This window comes from Streptomyces sp. SCSIO ZS0520 (genome assembly GCF_025643355.1).
GTDB lineage: Bacteria > Actinomycetota > Actinomycetes > Streptomycetales > Streptomycetaceae > Streptomyces > Streptomyces physcomitrii.
Window position 1 is genome coordinate 1,340,623 of sequence record NZ_CP092644.1, and the last position, 24,833, is coordinate 1,365,455.

Sequence of the window (24,833 nt, forward strand, 5' to 3'; positions counted from 1 at the left end):
GCCACCCGTACTCCAGACACCACCAAACCGGTGGATTGGCAGCCCTGGGCAGAGGCCCCGATGACGGAAACCGAGCGGCGGCCCCCAGGCCCCTCCGCGGACCGGGACTCCCCCGGCCCCGCCCCACCCGGCACGCCCCGCACCCCGGTCCCACCTGCCCCATCCGCAAGGCCCGGCCCCGCGCCGTCTCCGGGCCGTCTCCGGGGAGTCCCGCCTGCCGGGCGTCGCACGGCAGGCGGAAGGCGGCAGGCGGGACTCCGGGTACGGGCTAACGCCGCAGCAGGTCCCGGGAGTCGGACTCCTGCACCTCGCGGCCGTCCAGGGGCCGCAGCATCCGGCTGGCGACCTGGACCCGGGAGGTGCAGCCGAGTTTCTGCATCACCTTGCGCATGTGGTTGACCGCCGTCCACTCGGCGATGCCGAGCCTGCGGGCCACCTCCCGGTTGGTGAGGCCCTCGGTGACCAGCATCGCCACCTCGTGCTCCCGGCGGGTCAGCGAGCCCACCACATCGGTGGAGCTGGGCTGGTGCTTGGTCGGCTCGATCAGGGTGAGGGCCAGCGCCACCGCCGCCGCCGGGCTGCTGGCGACCCCCTCCTGCCAGGCGGTCTCGAAGGCGGCCGCGCCCATCCGCTCACTGACCCGGTCGAGCAGTCCGGGGGCGACCGCTCCCGGCTGCCCGGCCAGGGTGTCCCCCGCGCCGCGCCGGATGGCGTCCGCCGAGCCGAGCAGCCGGGCCGCCCGCTCCCAAGCGGCCGCCGTACGCCCGTACTTGTGGGTCAGCAGTTCGGCGAGCACCGCCAATCCCCGTGCCACCTCAGGCAGATCACCGCGCTCCTGGAGCAACAGCAGTGCCCGGCAGGCCAGTTGCTCGGCGTGCTCGTAGTCGCCCTGAGTCACCGTCAGACCGGCCAGGGTGAGCTGGGCCCGGGCCGCGGCGCGGGTGTCCTCGGCGCCCTCGAAGAGCCGTACCGCCTCCGCCGCGTGCCGTACCGCCTGCGCGGTGTCGCCCCGGTCCCGGCGGACCTCGGCGAGCCGGGCCAGGGTCGCCGCCCTGCGCCCCGGGCAGCCCTCGGGTCCGGGCTCGGCGAGGACCAGGGTCAACTGGTGCTCGGCGGCGGGCAGATCGCCCTGGAGCTGGGCGAGCCGTGCCAGGTGCAGCCGGGTGAGCGCGACGCCCGCCTCCTCGTCCCGCGCGGTGTACGCGGCGAGCGCCTCCTCGAGGAGCGGGGCGGCGGCCTCGGGCTCGCCGTCCAGGAGCAGGGCCTCGCCGAGCGCCTGGGCGGCGGCCAAGCGCACCTCCTGGTTCTCCACGCCGAGGCCGAGGGCGGCGGAGAGCCAGTCCACGGCCTCGCGCGCCTCGCCGCGCAGCAGCCAGCAGGGCTGGGCCGCGGTGGCCAGTCGGGCCGCCGCCTCGACCCGGCCGCCCTCGACCAGGAACTCCAGAGCGGCCCGGACATCGAGCCGCCAGTGCGCGAACTCCTCGGCGGCCTGGGCCTGTTGGGCACCCCGCAGCCGTTCGCGGAGCCCGTGCACCTGGCGCTGGAAGAAGGCGGCGTGCTCGGCACGCGCCTCGGTCAGCGCCCCGCGGCGGCCGAGGTCCGCGAGCGCGTACGCCCGGGACCTGCGCAGCATCCAGAAGCGCACGCTGCCGTCCCGCTGCTCCTCGGTGAGCAGGGCGCTGTGGTCGACCAGTTCCTCAAGTGCCCGCCGGGTGAGGTCGAGCGGCAGTTCCAGCACCCCGGCGGCCTCGGCCACACCGAAGCTGCGCTCGAAGACCGCGAGGCGCACCAGGAGCCGTACCGCGTCGAGCGCGAGCCCGCGGGCGTCGGGTCCGGCCACCGCGCCGGGGCGGGCCGGGTCCTCCTCCGAGGCGGCCCTGGCACCGGTCCCGGCCGGGGTGGACATCGCCGGGTCGCGCAGCAGTTCGTCGAGGAGCACGCTCGGCGAACTCACCTTGAGCCGGGAGGCGGCGGCCTCCAGGGAGAGCGGCAGTCCGTCGAGCATCCGGCACAGCCGGGCGACGGTCTCGCGGTTCTCCTCGGTGAGCCGGAACCCGGGGCGCAGCGCCCGGGTGCGGTCCACCAGGAGGCGTACCGAGTCCACCTGCCCGAGCCGGGCGAGGTCCAGGGCGTCCTCCTCGGTGGGCACCGCGAGCGGGAAGAGCGGCACCCGGTGCTCGCCGTACATGCCGAGGACCTGGGTGCCCACGGTGAGCAGGCACAGCCGCCGGGCCAGCGGGGCGACCGCCTCCCACAGTTCGGCGATGCCCTCGCAGGAGCGGCTGCCGCAGTCGAGGACGAGCAGGAAGTCCCGCCCGGTCAGGCAGTCCCGCAGCAGGTCCAGCGGGTCGGCCCCGGCCGCGGACCCCTCGTCGGTCAGCGCCTCGGCGACCGCGCGGGCGAGGCCGCCGTCCGGATCGCCGGGCCGGGCGGGCAGCGCGTCGAGTTCGAGGTAGCGCCCGCCGTCGGCGAAGTCGCCGCGCATCTCCTCGAAGAAGACGTCGGCCAGGCGGCTCTTACCGACGCCGACCGGTCCGGTGAGGGTGAGGACCTGTCCGCCGGGCGCACCGGCGCGGGCTTTGAGGTCGGCGAGTTCGGTGTCCCGGCCGACATGGGAGGTGAGCGGGTAGTGCGCCCGCTGGTGGGTGAGTACGGCCTGCCCTGTCCCGGTCGTGCCTGCCGCGAATGTGGTACCCGCACCGTTCGACGCCCGCATAGCTGCCCCCGCCTGCTTGTGGTGTCCGCAAGACTGATGTCTGCCGATTGACGGAACCTCGCAGGTCCCGTCCAAAGATCGGTCAAGGTTCGGTCAACGCGGCACAGGAGGGCGGGCTTCCGCTCCCGGCGGTACGCGGAGCAGCCGCCCGCGGGCCGGGGACACGGCCTGCGGACGGCTGCGGTGAGGAGGCCGCCGGGGGCGGCGGCCGGACCTCCGGTGCGATCAGGCGGAGGATCCGGAGCCGGCGCTCCGGGACAGGATCCGCTCCGCGGCCAGTTCCCCGGCCTGGACCGCGGCCTCGCTGGTGGGGCGCTGGAAGACCCAGTCCCCGGCGAACTCCACCGGGCCGTGCGGCCGGTCGAGGAAGGCGCTCTGCAGGCGCAGCGCATCCGGGGTGGCCTCCGGCGCCGCGTACGGGAAGCGGTGCACGGCGGAGCCGAGGACTGCCGCGCGCAGCTGGGGCACATAGCGCTCGGCGCGCGCGAGCAGCGCCTCGACCACCTCCTCGTCGGGCCGCTCGATCAGCTCGTCGGTGGCCCGCTCGGCGGTGAGCATGGAGACCAGGCCCTTGCCCTGCGGTGCCCGGTTGGCGGCCTTGGAGTGCTCGAAGGTCAGCCCCGACAGATAGCCGTCCTCCTTCTCCGGGATCAGCAGCGCGTAGACCTTCGGGGTCCCCCGCGACTGCTTGACCGCGAGCGGACGGTCCACCCGCAGCGTCACCCGGATCATCCGGGAGTACGAGGTCGCGTCCAGGAAGGGCAGTTCGGCCGCCGGAGCCGAGGGGTACAGCTTGCGGGCCACCGGCGCGGGCACCGCGAGGACGACGTCGTTCGCGGTGAGCACCCGGCCGTCCGCGAAGGCCACCCGGACGCCGCCGCCGGGCTGCGCGGCGACCTCCTGCACGGCGCTGCCGGTGTGCACCGTCAGCTTCGCGGCCACCCGCCGGGCGAGGGCGTCCATGCCGTCCCGGTAGGTGCGCCAGCCGTGCAGCCCCCGGGTGGCGACCATGGTGGCCACCAGGGGCGCCACACAGGAGCGCCGGGTGTTCCAGGCCCAGCCGGTGGCGGCGGCGGGCTGGAGCAGGTAGTCGTGCAGATCGGGGTGGCGGCCCTCGACCAGCTCGGCGACCGTACGCAGCCCGAGCGGGCCCTCGCCGGGCCGCCGGGTGTCCGTCTTGCCGAGCGCGGGCAGCAGCGAACCGATCATGCCGGTCATCGCCATCCGGCCCGGCAGCGAGAGGCCCGCGCCGGTGAGGGTGCCGACGAAGTGCCCGCTGCCCGCGTGCGCCTTGCCGTCGCGCCAGACCCCGGCGAGGCTCTTCACCTTGAGCACGCCGCCGTCCCGGTCGAGGCCGACGTCCTTGATCAGCCGCCAGGTCGCCGGATAGCCGTGCGCGGCAAGGGTCTCGGTGCCCTTCTCCACCAGCCAGCCGTCTTCCCTGCGCGCCTGCATCCGGCCGCCGACCTCCTCGTCGGCCTCGAACACCTCCGGTACGCGGCCGGCCTCCTGGAGCCGGTAGGCGGCGGTGAGTCCGGAGATCCCGGCGCCGATGACCGCCACATCGACATGACTGCTCGTGCGATCCATGGCAGCTCTCCCCTTCTCCCGCGGCCCGCTCAGGTCCAGCGTCCGGTGCCGAAGGTCTCCTCGCCGAGCAGGCGCTCGCGCAGTTCGACCCGGCGCACCTTGCCGGTGCTGGTCCGCGGCATCTCCTCCAGCGGGATCACCATCGGCGTGCCCAGCGGGGGCAGGTCGGCGGTGGCCCGGCGCCAGGCGGCCTCGTCGAGGGTGCCGTCCTTGGTGCTGAGCACCGGCAGCGGCTCCTTGCCGGGGATGCCGATCACGGCGGCCTCGATCAGCTCGGGCAGCCGGTCGGCGAGCACGTCCTCCAGCTCGATGCAGCTCATGCCCGGGATCACGTCGACCTCGCGGTCGAGGAGCCGGAAGTTGCCGCTGGCGCTGCGCACGCCCCAGTCACCGGTGTTCCACCACTTGCCCTTGGCCTTCTCCCGCCAGCGCTGGGGCTCACCGAGGTAGCCGATGCAGCGGCCGTCGGTACGGGTGAACAGCACACCGGGGGTGCCGTTGGGGACCGGCTTCATGGTCGCCGGGTCGACGACCTTCATCGAGGTGAAGCCCGGGATGGGGCGGCCGACGTCGCGGGTGGTGGGGTGCCGGTCGCCCTTGGCCTCCATCGCCTTGCGGGTCAGCAGCCGGAAGGTCATCGGACCGGTCTCGGACTGGCCCCAGCCCTGGAGCCAGGACGGGAAGCGCCGCCTGCTCGCGTTCAGGAAGCGGCGGACCGTGGGCGGGTGCACGGCGTCGAAGGTGCTCACGAACAGCCGTACGTCCGCGAAGAGTTCGGAGCGGCGCTCGGCCAGGTCCTGCCAGCCGATGTACGCGGCGGGCAGCCCCTCCAGGTAGGTGGGGCGGCGCTTGGCGAACATCCGCTCGGCGGTCGCCGGGTCGGCGTCGGTGAGCACCAGGGCGTCCTTGGGCTCCAGCTTCAGGGTGCCGGTGCTCCAGGTGATCATGCGCATGTGGTTGTACGGGGTGGCGGTGGCCACGATGTCGGAGCGCTTCATGGCGACGATCGGGAAGCGCAGCGACTCGGTGCGGCCGAGGTGGCCGAGCACGGTGTCCACCGAGTGCACCACCAGCTTGGGCACACCGGTGGTGCCCGAGGTGTGGGTGGCGACCATCGGCTCGTAGCTCGCGCTCTTGTGCACCCGCGGCTTCGCGGCCCCGCGCAGCTCCTCCAGGGCGACGGTGCCGGGCGCGGCGGAGCCGACCGTCACGGTGCGCGGCGCAAGGGACTTGACGTCCACTCCGGCCTCGGCGGCGCGCGCGATGATGCCCTCGGTGGTGACCAGGACCTGGGCCTCGGCCCGCTTGAGCACGGTGCCCAGGGTGGCGGGCGGCAGGCTGCCCGCGACGAGCACCGGCAGGGCGCCGAAGCGCGAGGCGGCGCAGGCGAGGATCAGGTAGTCCCAGTGGTTGTCCTTGGCGATGGCCACCCGGTCACCGGCCCGCGCGCCCGCCTCGTACAGGGCCGCCGACATCTCCTCGACGAGTCCGGCGAGGGCGGGCACGGAGAGCTCGGTGCCGACCTCGGGGGCGATGTCGAAGGGGCGGCTGAGGTGGAAGAGGGTGCTGCGCCCGGCCTGCGCCTGCTCGTCGAAGAGCAGACCGAGGCCGCTGGGATTCTTCTTCAATGACATGTCTGTCTGTCCTGTCCGGAGCCGGCGCCGCCTGTCGGGAGGCGGCGCCGCCCCTCAGCTGGCGAAGTGGATCAGGTTGGCCACGACGACTCCGGCGACGCCGGTACGGAACGCCAGCACGCCCCGCCTGCGTGCGAGGAGCGCGTCGCCGGTACGGCCGAAGGAGAGGAACTGCCGCGACCTCAGCGCCATCTGCGGCAGCAGCGCGGCGAAGAACCACCAGGGGGTCCAGCCCGCCGCCGAGGCCCCGAGGACGAGCAGCAGGTCGGCCGCGGAGAGCAGCCCGATGAAGAGCAGGTTGCCGCGGGCCGAGGTGCGCACCGCGACCGTGGTGCGCCCGACGGCCGCGTCCCCGCTGATGTCCTTGGTGTTGGAGTAGCAGGAGACGAGGATCTGCCAGAGCCCGAACAGCACGCCCTCCACCAGGACCGTGGCGGGCAGCTCCCCCGCCACGAAGCCGTAGGGCGCGATGACGATGACCAGCGGGCAGCCCATGATGAGGACTTCGCCGAGGCCCCGGTAGCTCAGCTTGAGGCCCCAGGAGTACTGGAAACCGGCGAAGAGGACCAGGCCCGTGATCGCCAGGGCCCAGCCGGGCCGCTCCGGGGCGAGCACCGCGCTCGCGGTCCAGAACAGCGCCCCCCAGATCAGGCTGAGGTACCCGAAGCGGGTCGCCTGCGCGACGGTGAGCGCGCCGGTCAGCAGGGGCTTGCGCTCCAGCGGGCGCAGCGGGGTGCCGCCGGTGCCGAGGTAGTTGGCCCGGTCGCTGCCGTCCCGGATGCCGTTGACGTCGTCCAGGGCCATCACCGCCGAGACCACGCCCACCTCGCCGACGAGGAAGAGCAACAGGGTGGTGAGGGTGTCGGAGGCGAACCGCACACTCCCGGCGAGGGCGGTCCACAGCACCAGCATGCTCAGGTAGTAGTCGAGCACGAACTCGAACTTCGCGAGCCGCGCGTAGGCGACGAGTCGGGCCCGGCCGGTGGCCGGCGGCCCCGCTTCCGCTCCGGTGGCCGGAGCGGAAGCGGGAGCGGGGCCGGACGCGCCGGACACCGCGTCGACGGAGGTGAAGGCGTCCATGTCGGCTGTCGTCTCTCCTTTCGCCGACCCCCGGCTCAGCCGGTCTGGGTCAGCTTCTCGGCGGCGCGGATGCCGGAGAGCATCGCCGCCTCGGAGATCGGCGAGGTGAAGTAGTCGCCCGCGAAGACGACCGGGGCGTGCTGGAGGCCGATGACCCGCGCGGACATCCGGTAGCGGCCCGGCGCGGGCAGCGGCATCGCCTGCGGGCGGCTGGCGATCTCGAAGGGCTCGGCGTCGGCGGGGAAGTCCGGCCACAGCTCGGTGACCAGGCGCTTGGTCTCGGCGTACTGCTCCTCCGGGGAGAGGGTCAGCAGGCGGCGGGTCTGCGCCCGGCCCGGGTAGACGAAGGCGAGGTGCTTGTCGACCGGCTTGCCCTTCTCGTCGCGTACCGTGCGCGGGAAGGTGATGATCGTCTTGACCGGCGGGTCGTCCGCGCCCGCGGCCACGATGTGCGCCTCCGAGGGCATGCTGGAGAAGTCGACCAGGTAGGAGACCGACAGGGCGGGCTCGTAGACCTGGGTCTCCAGGAACTCGCGGGTGTCGCGGCCCACCAGGTCGTTGGGGAGCGCGGCGGTGAGCTTGGCGGCGACCGAGGCGGTGGTGGCGACCACCACGTCGTCGAACTCCTCGCTCCGGGTCTCGCCGTCGGCGGACCGGGCCGTGATGTGCACCCGCCCGTCGTCGACCTGGAGTTCGGTGACCTCGTGCTCCAGGCGGATGTCCGCGCCCTCGGCGTTGCGCTCGGCGATGACCTCCATGCCGTTGCGGAAGACGTAGAACTTCGCCCCGGCGACCTGGGCCTGCATGGCGCGGACGTGGGCGGCGGAGATGTCCTCGCAGCGCCACAGCCAGAAGGACTCGATCTCCGGGCGCAGCAGGTTGTCGAAGCCGCGCTGGGACAGGCTCTTGCGGGCGTACTGCGCCGCGGTGGTGCCGTCGTCGAACGGCGCGAGCGCGACCGGGTCGAAGATGTCGAGCTGCTTGCGCTTGACCGTCTCCTTCAGGGTGCCGGTCAGGAAGCCGATCCGGTCGCGCAGGCCCACGTGCGGGTAGGTCAGCAGGCTGCGCATCGAGTCGGACAGCAGCTCGGCGGGCTTGCCCTTGTCCACGACAATGACGTTGTTGGACATCTCCACGAGCTGGTCCTCGAGACCGTACTCGCGAATTCGCTCGAACATCAGCTTGTAAAAGCTGGTGAACCAGAGGTTGATGCCGACCGAGGGCTCGATCTCCGAACGGTGCCACGAACGAGCCCGGCCGCCGAGTCCGGCGGCCGCCTCGAATATGACGACCTCACGGCCAGCCTTGATCAACTCCTTGGCGGCGGCGCAACCGGCCATCCCTCCGCCGATGACAGCGGTCCTTCCACGCTGGCTCATTCGCTTGACCCTCCAGGGAATGTCTGGGATTGCCCTCGACTCTTCATGCCGCAATTTAGGAGGGCGGAGCGGTCGCGAGATATAGCAGTCACCGGCGGAATGACCCGCACACACTTGTCATTTTCTTCATTCGGCCCGGCAGGGAGGGTGGCCGGGGAGCAGCGGGTGCCCTCGCTCGATGTCGGCCAACTGTGGCCGAGCAGTGGAGACTTGTCATTGCCAGTGTGCTTGTGCGCTCCCTACCTTGATCGGGTGTACGGGACCGGCACGCCTCCGGCACGCAGGGCGTTTCCCCTCGAAAGGTTGCTCCATGTTCGACTTGCTGGCCAGATTCACCACGCACCGAAGCAGACTGGTCCTGTACCTGTCGGGTGTGCTCCTGGTGGTTGCGGGAGCCCTGGGCGGTTCGGTGATCTCCTCGCTCTCCGCCGGAGGGTTCACGGATGATTCCACCGAATCCGCCCGGACGGCCGAGATCCTCGACGGACGATTCGGCTCAGGCGCGCCCAATCTGACCCTGCTGGTCTCGGACAAGCGCGGCGTGGACGACCCCGCGGTCGCCGCCGCCGGTGCGCGCCTGACCAAGCGCATCGCCGCCGAGACGGATGTCGAACAGGCCATCTCCTACTGGTCCTTGGGCAAGGTCCAGCCGCTGCGCGGCAAGGACGGCAACAGCGCACTCGTGCTTGTGCGCATCGCCGGCGACGAGGACGAGGTCCAGGACGTACTGGAAAAGATCCAGCCGAAGTACGAGGGCCAGGTCGAGGGGCTCGACACCCGGGTGGGCGGTTCGGCGGTCGCCAACAAGGAGATCACCGAGACCACGCAGGACGACCTGCTGCTCATCGAGATGGTCACCTTCCCGGTCCTGCTGATCGTGATGCTCTTCGTCTTCCGCACCGTGGTGGCCGCCCTGGTCCCGCTGATGGTGAGCGGTCTGACGATCGTCTCGGTGCTGCTGACCCTGCGCATCCTGACCCTGTTCACCGATGTCTCGGTGCTCGCCACCAATGTCGCCACCGGCCTCGGTCTCGGCCTCGCCATCGACTACAGCCTGATCCTGATCAAGCGGTACCGCGAGGAGCTGCACGGCGGGGCGGACACCGACACCGCGATCCGCACCGCGCTGCGCACCGCGGGCCGTACGGTCCTCTTCTCCGCGGCCACGGTGGCGCTCGCCCTCGCGGGACTCCTGGTCTTCCCCTTCTACTTCCTGCGCTCCTTCGCCTACGCGGGCATCCCGACCGCGCTGCTCGCCGCGCTGGTCTCGGTGACCTTCCTGCCCGCGCTGCTCAAGGCGCTCGGCCCGCGCATCGAGAAGGGCCGCATCCTCGGCCGCAAGGCGCCGAAGCCGGAGCTGCCGGAGTCCGAGCGCTTCTGGTACCGCCTGGCGACCAAGGTCATGCGCTACCCGATCGTGGTCACCGTCGCCGTGGTCGGCGTGCTCCTCGTCCTCGGCTCGCCCTTCCTCGACCTGCGCATGAGCATGCCCGACGACCGGGTGCTGCCCGCCGACACGCAGTCGCGCGAGGTCAGCGACATCCTGCGCAAGGACTTCAACGCCCGTGAGTCCGAGGCGCTGAACGTCGTCCTGAACGACACCCCGGCCGCCGGGGAGCGCAAGATCGACTCCTACGCCGAGCAGCTGTCCTCGCTGGACAACGTGGCCCGGGTCGACAGCGAGGCCGGCTCCTTCGCGGCGGGCAAGCTGGTCGCCCCGCCGGGAACGGCCGCGGAGCGGTTCGGCGCGGAGAACAGCACCTTCCTCTCGGTGATCCCCAAGACCGAGTCGATGAGCGAGGCGGGCGAGCAGCTCGTCGACGACATCCGCGGCACCAAGGCCCCGTACGACGTGCAAGTCGGCGGCCCGGCGGCGGAGTTGGTGGACTCGCTGGACGTCATGTACGACCGGCTGCCGATCGCGCTCGGGATCATCGGCGTCACCACCTTCATCCTGCTCTTCCTCTTCACCGGCAGCCTGGTGCTCCCGCTCAAGGCACTGATCCTCAACTGCCTGAGCCTGAGCGCCACCTTCGGTGTGCTGGTGTGGGGCTTCCAGGACGGCCATCTGGAGGGCCTGGTCGGCGACTTCGTGGTCACCGACAGCATCACCTGGACGGTGCCGCTGCTGCTCTTCTGCATCGCCTTCGGCATGTCGATGGACTACGAGGTCTTCCTGCTCTCCCGGATCAAGGAGGAGTGGGACCGCTCGGCGGACAACACCCTCGCGGTGGCCCGCGGCCTGGAGCGCACCGGCGCGATGGTGACCGCCGCGGCCGCACTGATCGCCATCGTCTGGCTGGGCTTCCTGCTCTCGGGCATCGCCTACCTCAAGGCGATCGGCCTCGGCCTGGCCCTCGCGGTCCTGATGGACGCCACCCTGGTACGCGGCGCCCTGGTCCCGGCGTTCATGAAGCTCGCCGGGCGCGCCAACTGGTGGGCGCCGGGTCCGCTGGCCCGCTTCCACCAGAAGTACGGTCTGCGCGAGGCACCGGAGTCCGAGCCGGTGGCGGCCGGAATCGGCGAGCCCGCACCGGACGGCGCCCGGGACGAGCCCGCTCGCCCGGGAAGCCTGCGCTGACCCGCACCCCACGCGAAGTCCCCCTCGGCGGAACCGGAACGGTTCCCGCGGAGGGGGACTTCGCTCTTTCGCTCTGCTTTCGATGTTCCGGTGGCTTCTGATGTTCCGGTGGCTTCCGGTGGTCCCCCGGTGCGGGCCGGGCGCCCAGCCGGTGTCCGGCTGGGCGCCTCATCCCGCGGGGGTCAACTTCGGTACCCGGCAGGGGTCCTGGAGTACGCAGGCGGTGGAGGTCTCGGTCAGCAGCCGCAGCGGCGCGGGCCCGGTGCCCTCCGCCCGGAGCCGCGCGGCGAGCCGGACCAACTCCGGTACCCGGAAGGTCTGTTCGGCACCCGGCCGGGCCTCGGCCAGCTCCACCACATGGTGGTCGAGGAGGCGGCCGATCATCAGCTCGGCGGCGGAGGTGTCCAGGGCGAGCACCCGGGCCGTCCAGGAGACATCGAAGGACCCCCCGTCCCGCGCGAGCCTGCCGAGAGCCCGGCGCTCCGGCTCGGGCAACCGCAGCGGACCGGAGGCCATCCGCTCCGCCACGTCCAGCGAACCGGCGCCCAGTTCGGCGAGGCGGCAGGCCTCCGGACCGAGCCGGTCGGCCAGCTCGGTCACCGACCACATGGGGCGGGCGAGCAGCGTCTCCCCCGCCGCCCGGACGCCCAGGGCGCGGTTGCCGGTGAGGCGCACCACCCGGCGTGCGGCGTCGAGGTCGGCCTCGACACGCTCCGCGCCCGCGAGCGAGGAGAGCAGGGACAGGGCGTCGCCGGTCTCCATCGGCGCCATCTCGACGATGACATTGCCGGGCAGCCCGGGCAGCCGGACCCGCGAGGTGATCAGCACGGCGCTCTGCGAGCCGCCGGGCAGCAGCGGCAGGACCTGCTCGGGGCCGCCCGCGTCGTCGAGCACCAGGAGCAGCTGCTTGTCCGCGGTCCAGGAGCGGAAGACCCGCGCCAACTCGTCGATGCGCTCCGGCAGTTCGGACACGGGCAGGCCGATGTCCCGCAGCAGGGCGCGCAGCACCGCCCGGGGGTCGATCGGGGCGCCGTCCTCGTCGTGCAGGCAGACGTATAACTGCCCGTCCGCGAAGCGCGAGCGCAGCAGATGCGCCGCCCTGACGGCCACGGTGCTCTTGCCGGCGCCCACCCCGCCGAGCACGGTGACCACCTGGGGGGCGGCGAGGTGCGGGGTGCTCTGCGCGCCCGCGTGGCGCACGATCACCGAGAGCTCCGCCTGCCGTCCGACGAAGTCCCGTATGTCGGAGGGCAGTTGCGCGATGGGCCGCTTCAGGAAGCGGTGCTTCGCGGTCTTCGCCGCCCGCGCCCCGAGATCGGTCGGGGCGGCCGGGGCGGGGCCGAGGTCCAGTACGGGCGATTCGTTGAGGACGTCGCTCTGCAGCCGCTGCAGCCGGTGCGAGGGCTCGATGCCCAGCTCGCCGACGAGATGGCGGCGCAGCTGGGCGAAGGCCTGGAGCGCGGCGCCCCGTTGGCCCGAGCGGTAGGCGGCGAGCATGAACTGGGCGGCGAAGTCCTCGTTCAGCGGGTGCTCCGCGGTGAGCTGCCGCAGCTCGCCCAGGAGTTGGTGGTGCCGTCCGAGCCGCAGATCCGCCTCGGCCCGCAGCCGTACGGTGGTCAGCCAGGACTCGGCGAGCGGGGCGATCCGGGCGGCGAGCGCGGGGCCGGTGTCGATGTCGGCGAAGGCGTCGCCCCGCCACAGGGCCAGCGCCTCGCGCAGCACCCGGGCGGCCTCCTCGGGGTCGTCCTCGTCGAGGGCGGCGCGCCCCACGGCGAGGTACCGCTCGAACTGCCACAGGTCGTACTCGTCGCGGTCGAGGCGGATCCGGTAGCCGTTGGGGCAGGTCAGCAGGCGCTCGCCGAAGCCGCCCGCGAACTCCTTGCGGAGCTGGTAGACGTACGTCTGCACGGTCTTGCGGGCCAGCCGCGGCGGTTCACCGTCCCAGAGCTCGTCGACCAGGGTGGATATCCGCACCTGCTCATTGGCGTGCAGCAGCAGGGAGGCGAGCAGGCGGCGGGCCATCGGCGCGGACGGCGCCCGGTCCACGCTGCTCCCGGTGATCTCCATGGCTCCCAGGACCCGGATGCACAGAGGCGCGGTGCCCTCGGACCGGGTGCCGGACGGGCCGGGGATTTCGGTGGCCGGATACGTCAATTCCTGTTCTGTCCTTTCGAATCGCCTCTCCGGGATGCGCACGGCAACCCGGACCGAGACAGCGCACTGCGCGCCCGCACCTTCCGTCCCACAAATCGAGCGCCCGTTTTGTCGGCTTCGACGACCTCTTTCGGGCACTCGTTCCGGCGGCTCGGGGCACACGTGGGCCCCGCGGAAATGTCCGGAGAATTACCACTCCCCGTGAATGAGTAAGCGCACCTTACTGTGCGGCTGCCGATGGTGCCTCCTGATCGACCGCGACGTCGACAGTCCACGCACTGATGGAGCCCATTCCTCCGGTCATGGCCTTTAGTGGACAGCGCGGTGTCCGCTTCCGCCGGGCGGCCGCGGACGGCCGATACGCCCCGTCATATACCCCTTCGCCCCGCCGCACGACGAGAGTTCGCCCTGCCGCGAGAGGAGGGCGGACACCCGCGCACGGCGGGGCGGTACGGGCGGCGCGGCGGACCCGAGGGGCGGTTTACGAACCGGTTGCCGCGAACGCGGTGCCCCGCCGCCCCGGAAGTCGGCTCAAGAAGCACTTCGTACCGCGCGAGCCGCGGTTGTCCGACCGCGGCCCGCCATTTCCCGACCGGAATACCTCGCCTTCGCCTCCGTGCGGGGGCGCGTTCACTTTCACCGACTTCGCGATGAGGAATCGGGTAATCCGCCCTACCTCGGCCCCTACCGCGACCCGAGTGCCTCCGGGGCGGAAGTCCGGTCTCCGGTGAGAGGCCGTCACCCGCTTATCCGTGTCCGCCCGGTGGCGGGAAGCGGGCCGGGCGCCCGAATGGCCCGGTCCCGATGGCGGCCCCGGAGCACTGCCCGAAGCATCGGCGGCAGGACGACACCCCCTGACAGCGAGCGAGCGGAGCGATTCCATGCGGTGTGGCGCCACAGGACGGACGGTCAGGAGGGGCCGCTACCGCGGGAAGCGGCCGGTGGTGGCGGCGCTCGCCGTGGCGGTGCTCGGCACGACGGCCGCCTGCTCGGGCGGGCTCACCCGGGACACCCCCGCCCGGCCGGGCGCCACCGAGGCCGGGACACCGGGCGCGGCGCGCGGCTTCACCCTGGTGGCCACCGGCGATCTGCTCGTCCACGACTCGGTCATCCGGCAGGCCGGGGCCGACCACGGCGGCAGCGGCTACGACTTCGGCCCCATGCTCGCCGCCGCGAAGCCCCTGGTCTCCGGCGCCGATGTGGCGCTCTGCCACATGGAGACGGTGTACGGACCCAGCGGCGGCCCGTACACCGGATACCCCCTCTTCAAGTCCCCGCCGCAGATCGCCCGGAGCGTCCGGGACCTCGGCTACCACTCCTGTTCCACCGCCTCCAACCACACCCTGGACGCCGGGGCCGCGGGCGTCTCCCGCACCCTCGGCGCGCTGGACGCGGCCCGGCTGCGGCACACCGGCTCCGCGCGCTCGGCGAAGGAGGGCGAGGCCGCGACCTTCCTCAAGGCGGGCGGCGCCACCGTCGCGCACCTCGCCTACACCTACGGCACCAACGGCATCCCGGTACCGGCGGACCGCCCGTGGCTGGTCAACCTCCTCGACCCCGACCGGGTCGTGCACGACGCCCGTGCCGCCCGCCGCGCCGGGGCGGACGTGGTGGTGGTCAGTACGCACTGGGGCACGGAGTGGCAGCAGGAGCCGGACCAGGAGCAACTCGACCTCGCCCAGCGCCTCACCCGGTCCGCGACCGGCGGCCGGCGCGACATCGACCTCGTCATCGGCACGCACAACCATGTGCCCCAGCCCTACGAGAAGGTCAACGGCACCTGGGTCGTCTACGGGCTCGGCGACCAGATCGCCGGGCGCATGAACGACGCCCGCGGCCAGCTCGGCACCGCCGCCCGCTTCACCTTCGCCCCGCCGCGCACGCCGGGTGCCGCCTGGAACGTGAAGAAGGCGGAAGCACTCCCGTTCCGCGTGGACAACGACCCGCTGCGGCTCGTCGACCTCAACAGCGCCCTCGCCAAGGCCCCTGGCCGCACCGACTACCTCCACGCCCGCGACACCATCCGGCAGGCGGTCCTCAGCCGCGGGGCACGCTCCGCGGGCCTCGTCTTCGCCCCGGGGGACCCCGGCTGATCCGCCCCGCGCGTCCCCGCCGAAGCGAGCCGGGGCCCCTCCCCCGCGGCGGTAGCATCGCGGTGACTCGTGGGCACCTTGGGGTGGGCTCCCGGGCGGGAGGGGCAACTCCCCGGCAGCGGGCGGGGGTTGGCCGGGGCGGAGGAGCGCATGCGGGGACGGGCCGCCCAAGGGGCGGTGACCGCGGCGCTGACCGCGGTGGCCGCCTTTGTGATCGGCCTGGCCGCGGGTCCGGCCACCGGGCAGGACCACTGGCCCGCCGCGGTCGACTGGGTACGCCGCTGGCCCTGGCAGGTGCTCGGGGTCGGCCTGGTGCTCTCGGTGGCCCTCGCCCTCCTCTCCTTCCGGCAGCAGAACCAGCGGGACGCCGCCGCGGACGACCCCCTGCCGCCGTCCGCGCCCGAGGTCCCCGGCTGGTTCGTGGACCGGGCGCAGTCCGCCGCGGCGGCGGCCGCGGTGTGCGGGCGGCACACCGCAGCGGTGGGTCTGAGCACCGCCCTGACCGGCGCGGGCGGCTTCGGCAAGACCACCCTGGCCACCGCGGTCGCCGCCAACCGCCGGGTGCGGCGCCACTTCCGCGGCCGCGTCTACACCGTCACCATCGGCCGGGAGGTCCAGGGCCGGGCCGCGATCGCCGCCAAGGTCGCGGAGACCACCCGCTTCCTCACCGGGGACACCACCGAGTTCGACGACCCGGCGCTGGCCGGTGACCATCTCGGGCGACTGCTCGACGCCCGCCCGCGCACCCTGCTGGTCCTGGACGACGTCTGGTCCCGGCAGCAGCTCACGCCCTTCCTGCGCGGCGGCAGCGGCTGCGTCCGCCTGGTGACCACCCGGGACCCCGGGCTGCTGCCCGCCGACGCGGCCCGGGTCGAGGTGGACGAGATGTCCCCCGCCCAGGCCCGCGCCCTGCTCCTGCACGAACTCCCGCCGCTTCCCTCGGAGTTGACCGGCGGCCTGCTCCAGGTCACCGGGCGCTGGCCGCTGCTGCTCCGGCTGGTGAACCGGCTCGTCGCCGCCCAGGACCGGCTGGGCGGCGACCCCGGGACGTACGCGGCGCAGCTGCTGACCCGGCTGCGCACCGACGGGCCGCTGGCGGCGGACGGGCCCGACTGGGATCTCGACGACCCCGAGCGCCGCAACCAGGCGGTGGCCGCCTCCTTCGGCGCCGCTCTCGAACTGCTGCCGCCGGGCGCGGTGGACTGCTTCACCGAACTGGGCGTCTTCGCCGAGGACGCCGCCGTACCCGTCCCGCTGGTGGCCCGACTCTGGTCCCGCACACGGCAGTTGACCGAGGACCGGACCCGCGCGGTCTGCGGCGAACTGGCCCGGCTCTCCCTGGTGTCCCTCACTCCGGCCGACGGGGGCCACCTCCAACTCCACGACGTGGTACGGGACTACCTGCGCAGCCGCCTCGGCCCGGAGCAACTGCGCGAGCTGCACGGCCGGTTGGCGGACGCTGCGGCGGAGGGCCTGCCCCGGGCGCGGCCGCTGGACGAGCCGGAGGCGGCAGCGGACCGTACCGCCTGGTGGGAGACGGACTCCGGCTATCTGCTCGACCATCTGGTCGGCCATCTGCACGCGGCCGGGCGAGGGGCGCGGGCCGAGCAGGTGGCGGCCGATCTGCGCTGGGTGGAGACCCGGCTGCGGCACGCGGGCCCCGCCGCCCCGTGGAGCGACCTGGAGCAGTCCGGCACCCGGCACTCCCAGCTCCTCGCCCGGAGCCTGGCGCAGACCGCGCATCTGCTGACCGGAGTGGAGTCGCCGGACGCGCTGGTCGGCGTACTGCACCAGCGCCTGGACACCCAACCGGAGTGGCAGGAGCAGGTGGCGGCGCGGCGGGCTCAGGCGCCGGGACCGTATCTGGCGAGCCGGTGGCGTCCGCCGGACCTGCCGCACCCGGCGCTGCGCCGCACCCTCGGCATCACCGCCCCCGACCGGACCCTGTACCCGCTGGCGCTCTCCCCGGACGGGCGCCTGCTCGCGGTGGCCTACCGGGAGGCGCCCGGAGAGTCCGGGGCCTCCCCCGAGCCGAGAGGGCCGAGGGGGCCGAGGCTCACCGGCCGCGTGGTTCCCGCCCGCACCCGCCGGGTGCTCGAAGTCTGGGACGCGCGGCTCGGGATCCGCAGGAGCACCACCGTGCTCCCGCCCGGCACCGACCCGCGGGACGAACTGCCGGACCCGTACGTCCCTTTGCCGCTGCGCCTGCTGTTCGCTCCGGACGGCTCCACGCTGACCGCGCTCTCCGAGGAGGGCGTCACGGAGGCCGTCTGGGAGCAGGCCACCGGCGCCTGGAGCCACCCCGCGGACCGGGCGGAGGCCACCTTCGCCGGAGCCTCCGCGGACGGCAGCTGGCTCGTGCTCGCGCACGGCGGCCGGCTCCGGGTCGAGCACCGTGCGACGGGCCGCGGATCCGCCACCCTGGCGGTCAACGAGGCGGTGCGGGCCGCGGTGGTCTCCGCGGACGGCAGCCGGCTGGCCACCGCGGACGGCACGGGAGAGGTGACGCTCCGGGAGCTGCCCGGCGGGAACGTGGTCACCACCCTCGCCGGGGAGAGCCCGGTCCTCTCCCTCCACCTCTCCGCCCGCGGCGACGCCCTGGCCGTCCTCGACGAGAAGGGCTGGGTCCGGCACTGGACCGCGCGTGCGCAACACGTGGGCCGGGCACGGCACTTGGGCAGCCGGGTCATGGCCCTGGCGCTGGCACCGGACGGCAGCTGGCTCGCCACCGGCGGCGCGGACGGCAGCATCCGGATCCAGGGGATCGGGGGAGGACGCTCCCGCGGGCGGCTGTACGGGCACACCAAGAGGGTCACCGCGCTCGTGGTCGCCGCCGAGGGAGAGTGGCTGGCCAGTGCCGCCGCGGACGGCACGGTCCGCACCTGGGACCGGGCCTTCGCCGACGCCGGACCTGCGCTGCTGCGCAGTACCCCGCGCCCGGTGCGGCAGACGGTCGCCGCCCGCAACGGCGGCTGGCTGGCCAGCCTGAGCGACGACGGCCTGGTCCGCTTCTGGAACCCCTTCGACGGCAGCCAGTGCGACGGCGCCGAGCACTCCGAACACATCCGCACCCTGGCCGTGGCGCCGCACCGGGACAGCCTGACGTCCGGCGGCTCCACCCTGGTCACCGCCGACGACGAGGGCGCGGTGGTGCGCTGGGACCCGCTCACCTGGCTCCCCGAGCTGACCCTCGCCGAGCAGCGGACCGATCCGCCCACCCGGACCGCGTGCGCCGTCGCCCCGGACGGCCGGATCGCGCTCGCCCGCCCCGGCCTCCCGCCCGTCTTCCGCGTGGGCCGGCAGGAGCGCACCGAAGCGGCCACCGGCCGCCGCACCCGGCTGCTCCGCGCGCTGCGCCGCCTCCGGCGAGGCGCCGCCGAGTCCCGCCCCGCGGTCGTCTTCGCACCCAACGGCCTTGTGTACACGCTGGGTTGGGGCACCCCGACGGGAGTGCGCTGCTGGGACCCGGCCACCGCGGCGCCCGCCGGTCCGCCTGCCTTCCGGGGCGAACTCGTCCTCCGCGACCCGGGCCCCCGCTCCCGCGCCCTCACCCTGGCCCCGGACGGCAGCTGGCTCGCCACCGCCGACGAGGACGGTGCCGTCCGCCTCCTCGACACCGCCACCGGCGCCCTGCTCGCCCGCCTGCGGGTGCACACCGGCCCGGTCACCGATGTCGTCGCCAGCCCCGACGGCACCCTGCTCGCCACCACCGGCGAGGACGGCGCCCTCACCGTCCGGACCGTCGCGGACCACCGCCCCCTCGCCGCCGCCCGCGCGGACGCCGCCCTCAACTCCCTTACCTGGGTGGGCGGTTCAGCGGCCCTGGTGGCGGCGGGCGAGCGCGGTCTCTACGGCTTCACGCTGCACCGCTGAGACGGCGCGGCGGGCTCCGCGGGAGCGGTGGCCGTCGGGATCCGCCGCTCCGGGCCGCCGCTGTCTCAGGGGGCCAGCGGGTCGGCCGTTCGGGTCGCGCTGTCGTAGGTGCGCGCCGCGGTCCAGTGGGGGGCGTCCGGCAGCGGGGGCAGGACGGGGAAGGCCGGGTCACCGGGCGCGGGCCAGGCGGCGCGGGAGCGGCGGGACCGGCCCAGGGTGAGGTGGGGTGTCCAGCGGCCGGGCGCGTGACGGGAATCGGGCCGGGCGGCGGGATCCGGCACGGCGCGGCAGGCGCTCCAGAGCCGGGCGTGCAGCGCGAGCAGGGCCGGATCGGGGCGGATCGCCCACACCAGGGTCTGCGTCCGGCCGGGGAAGACGCGCGGTCCCGCCACGGCCAGGGGCAGCGGCAGCGCCGCGGCGAGCAGTTCGCCCAGCCCGGCCCGCAGTGGCGGCGGCAGCGCGGGAAGGGTGAGCAGGGTCAGGTGCGGGCGGTTCGTCGGGTGGCGGTGGCCGGCCTGGCTGGGCAGTCCGGCGGCATCGAGGGTGCGCCAGGCGGCCCGTACCGCGCTGTCGGCGGCGTCGTCAGGCAGCAGCTCGACGGTGTGCATACGGCCAGGCTACGGAGTCGATCCGGCCCGCGGCCGGGGGCGGCCCACGGAGGGAGACCGGCTCGGCGGCCGTACGGATCCGGGCCCTGCCGCCGCGGCGGGGCCGAGCACACCCCTCTCCCGTACGTACGCGGCCCGGCCGGGAAGCGCGCCCCTCACCCGGCCTCGGCGGCAGGCACCGGGAGCGCGTCGCCGGCCGCCGCCAGCCGCCGGATGCCGGGCGCCCCCGCCGACGGGATCCGGCGGGTGGCGGGGGCGCGGCGGCGCAGCAGGGTGAAACACCCGTACGAACCGCCGGGGTGGGCGGTCACCGGGGAATCCGTCCCCACGGGGCATCGGTGCGGCCGCGTCCGGCACGAGGGCGGAGGCACGGGTACGCGAGTGGCGGAGAGCCGGAAGAGAGGCTGTGCATGCTGGGACTGCGGCCAGAAGCGACGGGAGCGGACGGAGGAGTCGGCGCCCCGCTCTCCGTGCCGGACGCCATCGCGGACGTCGAGGCGCTACTGCAACGGGTGCTGGAAGCCCGGCTGGACGCGGCCCGCGGCACCGACGCGGTGTGCGCCCGGGACGTGGCCGGGCGGGTCGCCGCCCTCGCGCGAGGCGGCGGCAAGCGGCTGCGTACGGCCTTCGCCTGGTGCGGATGGCGGGCGGCGGGCGGTCGCGGGGACTCCACCGCCCTGCTGTGCACGGGAGTCGCGCTGGAACTCGTGCAGGTCTGCGCGCTCGTCCACGACGACGTGATGGACGGCTCGCCGCTGCGCCGGGGCGCGCCCGCCGTGCATGTGGACCTCGCCCGCCAGCACCGCGCCGCGGGGATGACGGGCCCGGCGGAGTCGTTCGCCACCTCCGCCGCGGTGCTGGTCGGCGATCTGGCGCTGGTGTGGGCGGACGACCTGCTCACAGAGGCGGCGCTCGGCTCGCCGCACGGTCCGCGGCTGCACCGCGAGTGGCGGGCCATGCGCGAGGAGATGGTCGCCGGGCAGTACCGGGACATCCACGCCGAGGCGAGCGGCTCCCCGGGCACCGACGAGGCGCTGACGATCGCCGAGCTGAAGGGCGCCCGGTACACGGTCGCGCGCCCGCTGACCCTGGGCGCCTCGCTGGCGGGCGCGGACGAGCCCACCTTGGGGGCGCTGCGCGCGGCCGGCCGCTGCGCGGGGCTGGCCTTCCAGCTCCGGGACGATCTGCTCGGCGCGTTCGGGGACCCGGCGGTGACCGGCAAACCGGCCGGGGACGACCTGCGGGCGGGCAAGCCCACCTACCTCCTGGCCGTCGCCGCCAGGCTTGCGGAGGCCGGCGGCGACGAGGAGGCCGCCGCCGTGCTCGCCGCCGCCGGGGGGCCGGACCACAGCGTCGCGCGCACCCGGGCCGTACTGGAGCGGATCGGCGCCCGGGCCGCGGTGCAGGCGAAGATCGCGGAACTGGTGGCCGAGAGCCTGCGGCACTTCCGGACGAGCGGTGCCGCCCCCGACGTCCGGCAGGAGTTCGCGGCGGTGGCCGAGCGGGCCACCGGCGTCGCCGCGGGCCGTAGCGAGGAGGCCGTATGAGGACGGTGCCGGGTCCGACGGACCATGTCGTCGTGGTGGGCGCCGGGCTGTCCGGACTGGCCTGCGCGCTGCATCTGCTGGGCGCGGGCCGCCGGGTGACGCTCGTGGAGCGGGACGCGGGTCCGGGCGGCCGGGCCGGGCGCGTCGAGCTGGGCGGGCACCTGCTGGACACCGGTCCGACCGTGCTGACCATGCCCCATCTGGCCGACGAGGCCTTCGCGGCCGTGGGCGACAGCCTGGCCCGGCACGTCGAGCTGGTGGCGCTGCACCCGGCCTACCGGGCCCGCTTCGCGGACGGGACCTCGCTCGACGTGCACACCGACGGGGCGGCGATGGAGGCCGCGGTGCGGCAGTTCGCCGGACCCGCCGAGGCCGCGGGCTACCGGGAGCTGCGCGGCTGGCTGGAGCGGCTGTACCGGGCGCAGATGGACCGCTTCATCGACGCGAACACCGACTCCCCCTTCCGGCTCCTGCACCCCGACCTGGCCCGGCTCGCGGCACTGGGCGGCTTCGGGCGGCTGGAGCAGCGCATCGGCCGCTTCCTGTCCGACCCCCGGCTGCGCCGGGTCTTCTCCTTCCAGTCCCTGTACGCCGGAGTGGCCCCGGCCCGCGCCCTGGCGGCCTACGCGGTGATCGCCTACATGGACACGGTGGCCGGGGTCTGGTTCCCCAAGGGCGGCATGCACGCGCTCCCGCGGGGGATGGCGAAGGCGGCGGCGGGCGCGGGCGCGGAGTTCCGGTGGTCCGCCGAGGCGACCGGTCTGGAGCGCTCGGCGGGGCGGGTGCGCGCGGTCCGGCTGGCCGACGGCGAACGGATCCCCTGCGACGCGGTGGTGCTCACCTGCGAACTGCCCACCGCCTACCGCCTGCTGGGCCGGACACCGCGGCGCCCGCTGCGGCTGCGCCACTCACCGTCCGCCGTGGTCCTGCACGCCGGGACCGACCGCACCTGGCCCGAACTCGGCCACCACACGCTCTCCTTCGGCGGGGCCTGGGAGCGCACCTTCGAGGAACTGACGCGCACGGGGCGGCTGATGAGCGACCCGTCCCTGCTGATCACCCGGCCGACGGCGCACGATCCCTCGCTGGCCCCGCCGGGCGGGCATCTGCACTACGTCCTCGCGCCGTGTCCGAACACCGCGGTGGGCCCACCGGCCGAGGCCTGGCGGGAGCTGGGACCGCGCTACCGGGACAGCCTGGTGGCCGAGTTGGAGCGCCGCGGCCTGACGGGCTTCTCGGCCGCTATCCGCGAGGAGCACCTGGTGACACCGCTGGACTGGACGGCACGGGGCCACGCCTGCGGGACCCCGTTCTCGGTCTCCCACACCCTCGCGCAGACCGGCCCGTTCCGCCCCCGCAATCTGGTGCACGGAGTGGAGAACGCCGTACTGGCCGGCTGCGGCACCACCCCCGGGGTCGGTGTGCCGACGGTGCTGATCAGCGGGAAGCTCGCCGCCGACCGCATCACCGCGCACACCGGCGCACGGCGTACCGGAGGGAAGCGGCCGCCCACCGTGCCCCTCCCCCAGACCCCGGCGAGGGCGGGTGGCCATGACCGCTCGTGAACTGGCCGCCGCGGGGATCACCGACCCCGCCCTGCGCGCCGCCTACACCCGCTGCCGGGAACTCAACGCCCGCCACGGCAGGACCTACTTCCTGGCCACCCGCCTGCTGCCGGTGGCGGACCGCCCGGCCGTGCACGCCCTGTACGGCTTCGCCCGCTGGGCGGACGACATCGTGGACGACCTGGACCGGCGGCGCGAGCCCGGGGAGCGCGACCGGCTGCTCGGCCGCCTGGAGGACGACCTCGGGTACGCGCTGCGCACCGGCTGCGGGACGGAACCGGTGGTCCGGGCCGTGGCCGACACCGCCGGGCGCTACGCCATCTCCCCCGCCCTCTTCACCGACTTCCTGGCCTCGATGCGCAGCGACCTGCATGTCACCGACTATCCGACCTACGCGGAGCTGCGGTCCTATATGCACGGTTCGGCCGCGGTGATCGGCCTGCAGATACTGCCGGTGCTGGGCACGGTCGTCCCCCGCGCGGAAGCGGCACCGCACGCGGCGGCCCTCGGGGTGGCCTTCCAGCTCACCAACTTCCTGCGGGACGTGGGCGAGGACCTGGACCGGGGCCGCGTCTACCTGCCGGCGGATCTGCTCGCCGCCCACGGCGTGGACCGGGAGCTGCTGAGCTGGAGCCGCGGCACGGGGCGGCGCGACCCGCGGATCCGCGCGGCCCTGGTCGCGGCCGAGGCCCTGACGAGGGGCGTCTACCGGGAGGCGGAGCCCGGCATCGCCATGCTCGATCCGCGGGTACGGCCCTGCATCCGGACGGCGTTCACCCTGTACAGCGGAATCCTCGACGCGATCGCCGCGCAGGACTACGCGGTGCTGCACCGGCGTGCGGTGGTCCCGCGGGGGCGCCGTGCGGCATCCGCCGCCGTCGGCGCCGCGCAGATCGCGGGCGCCCGCCTGCGCGCCCGGGTCCGCCGGGGCCGATCGCCGGCGGGCGTCGCGGCACCGCCGCGGAAAGGGGCCGCGCGGTGAGCGGCCCTCCGCACCGCAGCGGCCGTACGCCGCTGTCGCGACGGCGCGGACGGCCGGACTGGGCGGGGCAGGCGCCGACCTGGCAGCAGGCGCGCCCGGCGCTCGTCGCCGGGGCGCTGCGCCGGGCCACGGCGCGGCCGTCCGGCAACTGGTTCGCCGTCGGCGCCTCCCGGGACGTCCGCGCGGGCGGCCCGCCGCGCGGCCGGACGGTGGGCGGTGTGGAGGTCGTGCTGTGGCGCACGGACGAGGGGGAACTGCACGCCGGACCGGGCGCCTGCCCCCATCTGGGGGCGCCCCTGCGCGAGGGCCGGGTGGTGTGCGGCACGCTGGTCTGCCGCTGGCACGGACTCGGCCTGGACGGCGGGTCGTTCGCGGGGTGGGACCCCTATCCCGCGTACGACGACGGGGTCCTGGTCTGGGTCCGGCTGGACGCCGTGGGCGGCGAGGAGCCGCTGAGGCGTCCCGTGGTGCCGGAGCGTCCGGTGCCGGGTGGCGCGGTGGACGCGGTGTACGTCGGGGTGGGCCGGTGCGAGCCGCAGGACGTGGTCGCCAACCGCCTCGACCCCTGGCACGGTTCCTGGCTGCACCCGTACGCCTTCGTGGATCTGACCGTGCTCCGAGCGCCCCGCGGCGAACAGGACGACGCCTTCCTCGTCGAGGTCTCCTTCCGGGTGTCGAAGCGCCTGGTGGTGCCGGTGCGGGCCGAGTTCACCGCGCCCGGGCCGCGTACGGTGCTGATGCGTATCACCGGGGGCGAGGGGGCCGGGTCCGTGGTGGAGACCCACGCCACCCCGCTGACCGCCCCGGCGGACGGGCGGCCCCGGACGGCCGTGGTGGAGGCGGTCGTCGCCGCGTCGGACCGCCGGGGCTTCGCGGTGGCCCGTGCCCTCGGGCCCGCGCTGCGTCCGCTGATGCGCCGGACGGCCGGACGGCTGTGGCGCGACGACCTGGCGTACGCGGAACGGCGCTGGGCGCTGCGCAGCACCGGGCGCTTTCCGGGCTGAGCGCGGCGGGCGGTGGCACGGCGGGCG

15 protein-coding genes are annotated in these 24,833 nt (G+C 74.4%); 7 read left to right on the forward strand and 8 right to left on the reverse strand.

Features of this window, described 5'->3' with window-relative positions:
- Positions 1–268: 268 nt before the first annotated feature.
- The 5 genes from MID12_RS04435 to MID12_RS04455 all read right to left on the reverse strand — a co-directional run bounded on the left by MID12_RS04435 (position 269) and on the right by MID12_RS04455 (position 8,399).
- On the reverse strand, positions 269–2,716 hold the full coding sequence (locus MID12_RS04435; protein WP_263165022.1) for an ATP-binding protein: 2,448 nt from the start codon (positions 2,714–2,716) through the stop codon (positions 269–271).
- Positions 2,717–2,941: 225 nt separating this feature from the next.
- Complete coding sequence (locus MID12_RS04440; protein ID WP_263165023.1) at positions 2,942–4,306, reverse strand: protoporphyrinogen/coproporphyrinogen oxidase; 1,365 nt, start codon at positions 4,304–4,306, stop codon at positions 2,942–2,944.
- Between the two features lie 29 nt (positions 4,307–4,335).
- On the reverse strand, positions 4,336–5,940 hold the full coding sequence (locus tag MID12_RS04445) for a class I adenylate-forming enzyme family protein (protein ID WP_040246830.1): 1,605 nt from the start codon (positions 5,938–5,940) through the stop codon (positions 4,336–4,338).
- A gap of 54 nt (positions 5,941–5,994) precedes the next feature.
- Complete coding sequence (locus MID12_RS04450; protein ID WP_052482117.1) at positions 5,995–7,020, reverse strand: UbiA family prenyltransferase; 1,026 nt, start codon at positions 7,018–7,020, stop codon at positions 5,995–5,997.
- 35 nt (positions 7,021–7,055) lie between these two features.
- Positions 7,056–8,399 carry an FAD-dependent oxidoreductase gene (locus MID12_RS04455; RefSeq protein ID WP_078844730.1) on the reverse strand — a complete coding sequence of 448 codons (1,344 nt, stop codon included), beginning with the start codon at positions 8,397–8,399 and terminating at the stop codon, positions 7,056–7,058.
- A 310-nt stretch (positions 8,400–8,709) separates the two neighbouring features.
- On the opposite strand from MID12_RS04455, the gene MID12_RS04460 reads away from it, so the two are divergent.
- A complete protein-coding gene (locus tag MID12_RS04460; protein WP_263165024.1) occupies positions 8,710–10,980 on the forward strand; it encodes an MMPL family transporter in 2,271 nt (756 codons plus the stop codon).
- Between the two features lie 168 nt (positions 10,981–11,148).
- Here the strand turns inward: MID12_RS04460 and MID12_RS04465 are convergent, their stop codons facing one another.
- Positions 11,149–13,047, reverse strand: coding sequence for a BTAD domain-containing putative transcriptional regulator (locus tag MID12_RS04465; RefSeq protein WP_263165025.1), 1,899 nt, complete (start codon positions 13,045–13,047; stop codon positions 11,149–11,151).
- A 1,031-nt stretch (positions 13,048–14,078) separates the two neighbouring features.
- On the opposite strand from MID12_RS04465, the gene MID12_RS04470 reads away from it, so the two are divergent.
- Positions 14,079–15,227 carry a CapA family protein gene (locus tag MID12_RS04470; RefSeq protein WP_040256267.1) on the forward strand — a complete coding sequence of 383 codons (1,149 nt, stop codon included), beginning with the start codon at positions 14,079–14,081 and terminating at the stop codon, positions 15,225–15,227.
- Positions 15,228–15,377: 150 nt separating this feature from the next.
- Positions 15,378–19,100, forward strand: a complete 3,723-nt coding sequence (locus MID12_RS04475; RefSeq protein ID WP_263165026.1) for an NB-ARC domain-containing protein — start codon at positions 15,378–15,380, stop codon at positions 19,098–19,100.
- Between the two features lie 65 nt (positions 19,101–19,165).
- Here the strand turns inward: MID12_RS04475 and MID12_RS04480 are convergent, their stop codons facing one another.
- Both MID12_RS04480 and MID12_RS04485 read right to left on the reverse strand, forming a co-directional pair.
- On the reverse strand, positions 19,166–19,708 hold the full coding sequence (locus MID12_RS04480) for a 2'-5' RNA ligase family protein (protein WP_263165027.1): 543 nt from the start codon (positions 19,706–19,708) through the stop codon (positions 19,166–19,168).
- Positions 19,709–19,863: 155 nt separating this feature from the next.
- Positions 19,864–20,019 carry a hypothetical protein gene (locus MID12_RS04485; protein WP_159392986.1) on the reverse strand — a complete coding sequence of 52 codons (156 nt, stop codon included), beginning with the start codon at positions 20,017–20,019 and terminating at the stop codon, positions 19,864–19,866.
- A 99-nt stretch (positions 20,020–20,118) separates the two neighbouring features.
- Here MID12_RS04485 and MID12_RS04490 point away from each other — a divergent pair, with 99 nt between their 5' ends.
- Genes MID12_RS04490 through MID12_RS04505 form a run of 4 tightly spaced genes read left to right on the forward strand, consistent with a single transcriptional unit; the run spans position 20,119 to position 24,806 of the window.
- Positions 20,119–21,255, forward strand: coding sequence for a polyprenyl synthetase family protein (locus MID12_RS04490; RefSeq protein WP_263165028.1), 1,137 nt, complete (start codon positions 20,119–20,121; stop codon positions 21,253–21,255).
- Positions 21,252–22,820 carry a phytoene desaturase family protein gene (gene crtI, locus MID12_RS04495; protein WP_263165029.1) on the forward strand — a complete coding sequence of 523 codons (1,569 nt, stop codon included), beginning with the start codon at positions 21,252–21,254 and terminating at the stop codon, positions 22,818–22,820. Before MID12_RS04490 ends, crtI begins: the two co-directional genes overlap by 4 nt.
- Positions 22,807–23,802: a phytoene/squalene synthase family protein gene (locus MID12_RS04500; RefSeq protein WP_263165030.1), complete on the forward strand. Its 996-nt coding sequence runs from the start codon at positions 22,807–22,809 to the stop codon at positions 23,800–23,802. The genes crtI and MID12_RS04500 overlap by 14 nt, the downstream gene beginning before the upstream one ends.
- The gene (locus MID12_RS04505) at positions 23,799–24,806 is read left to right on the forward strand and encodes a Rieske (2Fe-2S) protein (protein ID WP_263165031.1); all 1,008 of its coding nucleotides are present in this window, start codon (positions 23,799–23,801) and stop codon (positions 24,804–24,806) included. The genes MID12_RS04500 and MID12_RS04505 overlap by 4 nt, the downstream gene beginning before the upstream one ends.
- Positions 24,807–24,833: the final 27 nt, after the last annotated feature.

What these genes read in the sequence shown, in the direction of transcription:
- MID12_RS04475 (WP_263165026.1), top strand. Translation starts at nt 15,378, where the DNA reads ATGCGGGGACGGGCCGCCCAAGGGGCGGTGACCGCGGCGCTGACCGCG.
- MID12_RS04440 (WP_263165023.1), bottom strand. Translation starts at nt 4,306, where the DNA reads ATGGATCGCACGAGCAGTCATGTCGATGTGGCGGTCATCGGCGCCGGG.
- MID12_RS04465 (WP_263165025.1), bottom strand. Translation starts at nt 13,047, where the DNA reads ATGGAGATCACCGGGAGCAGCGTGGACCGGGCGCCGTCCGCGCCGATG.
- MID12_RS04445 (WP_040246830.1), bottom strand. Translation starts at nt 5,940, where the DNA reads ATGTCATTGAAGAAGAATCCCAGCGGCCTCGGTCTGCTCTTCGACGAG.
- MID12_RS04455 (WP_078844730.1), bottom strand. Translation starts at nt 8,399, where the DNA reads ATGAGCCAGCGTGGAAGGACCGCTGTCATCGGCGGAGGGATGGCCGGT.
- MID12_RS04480 (WP_263165027.1), bottom strand. Translation starts at nt 19,708, where the DNA reads ATGCACACCGTCGAGCTGCTGCCTGACGACGCCGCCGACAGCGCGGTA.
- MID12_RS04435 (WP_263165022.1), bottom strand. Translation starts at nt 2,716, where the DNA reads ATGCGGGCGTCGAACGGTGCGGGTACCACATTCGCGGCAGGCACGACC.
- MID12_RS04460 (WP_263165024.1), top strand. Translation starts at nt 8,710, where the DNA reads ATGTTCGACTTGCTGGCCAGATTCACCACGCACCGAAGCAGACTGGTC.
- MID12_RS04500 (WP_263165030.1), top strand. Translation starts at nt 22,807, where the DNA reads ATGACCGCTCGTGAACTGGCCGCCGCGGGGATCACCGACCCCGCCCTG.
- MID12_RS04450 (WP_052482117.1), bottom strand. Translation starts at nt 7,020, where the DNA reads ATGGACGCCTTCACCTCCGTCGACGCGGTGTCCGGCGCGTCCGGCCCC.
- crtI (WP_263165029.1), top strand. Translation starts at nt 21,252, where the DNA reads ATGAGGACGGTGCCGGGTCCGACGGACCATGTCGTCGTGGTGGGCGCC.
- MID12_RS04490 (WP_263165028.1), top strand. Translation starts at nt 20,119, where the DNA reads ATGCTGGGACTGCGGCCAGAAGCGACGGGAGCGGACGGAGGAGTCGGC.